Here is a 3,821-nt window from a genome sequence, read left to right on the forward strand (position 1 = left end):
CTCGGGGCGCGCGGGCTGATCGTCGCGGGTCTCGCGATCCGCGCGGTGGGCTTCGCGATGATGGGTCCCGCGAACGGCTTCTGGGCGCTGATGCTCGCGTCGGTCGTGGCGGGCGTGGGCGGCGCGCTGTTCGACGCGCCGAAGAACGCGGCCGTCACGACCCTCACCACGCCCGAATCGCGCTCCCGCGTGTTCTCGGTGATGGGCGTGTCCGGCAACGTCGGCATGGTCGTCGGTCCGCTCGTGGGCGCCCTCCTGAACAGCGTGAGCTTCGCGCTCGTCGCGCTCGTCGCGGGGTCCGTGTACCTCGTGGCGCTCGCGCTCGTCGCGGCGACCCTGCCCGGCGGACGCGGGGCGGGGGAGACGCGTGGGAAGGAGGCGGGCCTCGCGGGGCTCGGGGTGGTCGTGCGCGACCGACGCTTCGTGACGTTCACCGCGCTCGCGGCGGGCTACTTCGTGCTGTCCACGCAGCTCAACGTGGCCGTCACGCTGCGCGCCACCGAACTGCACGGCGCGGGCGCCGTCGGCTGGGTGTACGGCGTGAACGCGGGCCTCGCGGTGCTGCTGCAGTACCCCCTGCTGCGCCTCGCGGAACGGCACCTCAGCGCCAAGCGGATCTTCGTGACGGGCGTCGTCCTCGTGTCGCTCGGCCTCGGCGGACTCGCGTTCGCGGGCGCGTTCTGGACGCTGCTGGCGTGCGTGGCGGTGTTCAGCGCGGGCAGCATGCTGACCTTCCCGACGCAGCAGGCCCTCACGGCGCGGCTCGCGCGGCCCGGCCTGTACGGCGCGTACTTCGGCTTCGGGGCGCTGTCGCTCGGGGTGGGCGGCGCGGTCGGCAACGCCATCGGCGGGCTCCTGTACGACGCGGGCCGTTCGCTGGGTCAGCCCGCCCTGCCGTGGCTGTCGTTCGCGGCGCTCGGGGCGCTCACGGCGCTCGGGCTGGCGCTGCAGCTGCGCGGCCTCCCGCGTGAGGAGCCCGGCGCGGCGCGCGCCGGCTGAGGGGAAGGAAGAAGGCCTCCCCGGTGGGGGAGGCCGACGTCCGAATCCACGGGCGCGCGAGGTTACTTCCTCGGCTTGCCCTTCCCGGCGGGAGCGGTGGCGGCCGTGTCGTCCGTGTCGGGCGCGTCGGGCGTCTCGGCCTTCTGGGCGCCTTGCGCGGCGCGGTTCACGGCGGCGGGCAGGGCCACGCTAATGTCCTTCCCGGCGGCGTTCGTGACGGTCACCTTCGGCTGGCCTTCCCGATCGAGGGTGGTCGTGAGGGTGTACCTGGTGGGCTCGGCGCCCTCGGCGGCGCCCTTGGGCAGCACCGTCACGGCCGCGGCCCTGGAGAGGTCCGCGCCGTCCGTGATCTTGAGGGTACCGTCGGCCTGCACGGTCGCGAGGGGGTTGCCCTCCTTGTCGACGACGGTGACGGTCGCGCCGCCCGCCGCGAGGGACTTCAGCGTGGCGAGGTTCGCCTTCACGTCGAAGGTGGTCGTGGTGGTGGGGGCGGTGGGGGCGGTCGTGCTCTGCGCTTGAGCGGCGCCCAGGGCGAGCAGGACGGGCAGGATGAGGACGCGTGCGTTCATGTTTGGACCTCCTGAGGCGGGAATGAGCCTCCTCACGATCCGCCTGTCGTCTGACGCCCGCCTGACGCCGTGAAGAAGTTTTCAATCGCCCGCCCCAGGGGCGAACTTCGTCACGCCCGCCGGGTCAGCCTGCGGTCTCCGCGCGCTCCCGGCTCATGAGCAGGGCGCCGAGCGCCGTGAGCGTCAGGACGAGCCCGAGCGCCTCGCGCGTCAGTTCCGGCAGGAAGACGAGGGCGTCCGCGAAGGTCGCGGCGAGCAGCAGGACCAGGGACGGCCACGTCGCCCGCACGCGCCCGGCGAGGCTCACGACGACGAAGACGAGCGACAGGACGAGCTGCGCGAAGCCCAGCAGCGTCTCGATCGGCGCGGGCTTCTGGGACCGCAGGTCCGGCCCCGAGAAGAGCAGCAGCGCCCACGGCAGCAGCGCGAGGAGCGCGCCCACCACGCCCGTGAGGACGGCCCGGTGACGTGCGGCCTCACGGATCAGGAACAGGCCCGCGCCGCTCACGAGCGCGACGGTGACCAGCAGGACGGCGGAAGTCGTGATCATACGTTCACCTCCCGGACGCGGCATGGCCGCGCCCGCCGTCCACCGTAGCCGTCTCCGAGACACTGGCCCCCGCCTCTGCCTAGACAGGGTAGGTGAAAGAGGGGACTGCCCACGGGCAGCCCCCTCTTTCAAGCCTCTAGTGCTTTGATGGCGAGATAAACAGCGATGAGACCAATACAGGCTCCTACCCAGTCCCTCCTCCTCGTGGAGGACACAAAGATGGCCCCACCGAAGACAAGCAGAACAACGCTCATGATGAAAGAAAAAGCGTGTGCATACTCGTTCAGTAGCATGGACTTCTCGACCGCCAATCCGCGATCGCCGCTTTTGCGATACTGACTTGATCTATTGCATTCTTCAGGACATAAGAGGCGACCGCGAAGATGGCACCTGCAGTGACAACACTTCCAATCGCCATCACGCACTTGGCTTTGTCAATTGGATTGGGTGAACCGCAACCGGCCTGGGAGAAGGCGAGTCGTGCCGTAGCGAGCCCATTCGCAGCCGCGATCATGCCGGTGGAGGCTGCCCCAAGGGTTCCCTCCGCATTGCGAAGGGCCTGCGTCAACTCCCTCGGAATTTCCGGGCACGGCTTCGTCGTGGGAGCGGGCTTCGCGCAGGCGGACGCGTACGTCACGTTCGCCCGCGTGAGCGACATGGTGTCCAGGTCCGGGCAGCGAGGCGGGAGCGGGTTGGGGCAGACGACGATGGTCTGGCCGTTCATGCCGCCGTTCGGCTGGTCCTGGTAGCAGCGCGGATCGACGTCGTCGTAGGTCAGGTCCGTCATGTTCAGCGCGCGTGCCGGAGGACGACGTGTGCGGACGACGGCGATCGGCTGGGCGGAGAGGCGCGGATCGCCGACGGGGAGCGCCTGCGCCATGGGCCGCACCGCGAGCGGCACGTCGACGTCCGCTCCGATCACCTTGCCCTGACCGGACAGGATCAGGGTATGCGCGACGCGTTTCTGCGCCTGCACGACGATGACTCGGTCGTATCCGTACGCGCTGTGGTCCACACGGCCCAGCATCACCGAGGAGTTCACGAGGCCAGTATCGAACGGTCGTGGGGCGGACGTCTTCGAGGAACTTCCCGGGCCGACCATCTCGAAGCGCAGGATCACCGTCGGGTCGCGTCTGAGGGGCACCATCACCTGAAAGCTGGAGGAGTTCCAGTGCCAGCGGGACGTGACCACGCTCGCCGTCAGGTCGAGGGCCGTGGAGATGTCCGCGCTGCCGCTCGCCTCCCGCAGGAGGCCCGTGACGAGCGGACTTCCGGACATGGCGTTCAGGAAGATCGGCGCGAAGGAGAACACGTCGTGCCGCCCCGTACAACCTTCCAGCGGGCACTCGCCGTAGGGGTTGACGGCGAGTGCCGAGAGGTTCGCCGGAGGTGCGGCGTCCAGCGCCGGAGCGGTCGGACGCCGCACCGAACCGCACGAGGCGAGCAGGGTCAGGGCGGCGAGAAGGACGGACCGGAACACGGGTCGAAACATGCAGGCCTTTCCGTTCCAGCGACCCTGGATATGGCGGGACACGGAGCGTCACCGGAACCGCTTCCACCCTACCCGCCGCAGCGCCGCCCCACGCTGCCTCTGCCTAGACAGGGCGGGAGCAAAGCGGGGAGGGGCCGCCACCGTGCGGCCCCTCCCCGCGAACCCTGGCTCAGAACACGGTGTCGAGCGCGCCGAGCGCCGCGTCCGCGTC

The 3,821-nt window shown here is 70.2% G+C and carries 4 protein-coding genes; 1 reads left to right on the plus strand and 3 read right to left on the minus strand.

All coding sequences use genetic code 11. The features are described from left to right. The coding region (locus tag DEIPI_RS0104060) for an MFS transporter (protein WP_027480938.1) at positions 1–999 on the plus strand (999 nt) is incomplete at its 5' end. Positions 1,000–1,061: 62 nt separating this feature from the next. On the opposite strand, the gene DEIPI_RS0104065 is transcribed toward DEIPI_RS0104060, so the two are convergent. From DEIPI_RS0104065 to DEIPI_RS0104075, 3 genes are all read right to left on the minus strand, one after another. Continuing rightward, positions 1,062–1,568 carry a hypothetical protein gene (locus DEIPI_RS0104065; protein WP_027480939.1) on the minus strand — a complete coding sequence of 169 codons (507 nt, stop codon included), beginning with the start codon at positions 1,566–1,568 and terminating at the stop codon, positions 1,062–1,064. A 124-nt stretch (positions 1,569–1,692) separates the two neighbouring features. Further along, positions 1,693–2,118 carry a hypothetical protein gene (locus DEIPI_RS0104070; RefSeq protein ID WP_027480940.1) on the minus strand — a complete coding sequence of 142 codons (426 nt, stop codon included), beginning with the start codon at positions 2,116–2,118 and terminating at the stop codon, positions 1,693–1,695. A 283-nt stretch (positions 2,119–2,401) separates the two neighbouring features. Continuing rightward, on the minus strand, positions 2,402–3,610 hold the full coding sequence (locus DEIPI_RS0104075) for a hypothetical protein (RefSeq protein WP_027480941.1): 1,209 nt from the start codon (positions 3,608–3,610) through the stop codon (positions 2,402–2,404). Positions 3,611–3,821 lie beyond the last annotated feature (211 nt).

The organism is Deinococcus pimensis DSM 21231 (genome assembly GCF_000519345.1).
Classification (GTDB): domain Bacteria; phylum Deinococcota; class Deinococci; order Deinococcales; family Deinococcaceae; genus Deinococcus_A; species Deinococcus_A pimensis.

Coding starts and splice junctions, on each gene's coding strand:
- DEIPI_RS0104065 (WP_027480939.1), bottom strand. CDS start 1,568: ATGAACGCACGCGTCCTCATCCTGCCCGTCCTGCTCGCCCTGGGCGCC.
- DEIPI_RS0104070 (WP_027480940.1), bottom strand. CDS start 2,118: ATGATCACGACTTCCGCCGTCCTGCTGGTCACCGTCGCGCTCGTGAGC.
- DEIPI_RS0104075 (WP_027480941.1), bottom strand. CDS start 3,610: ATGTTTCGACCCGTGTTCCGGTCCGTCCTTCTCGCCGCCCTGACCCTG.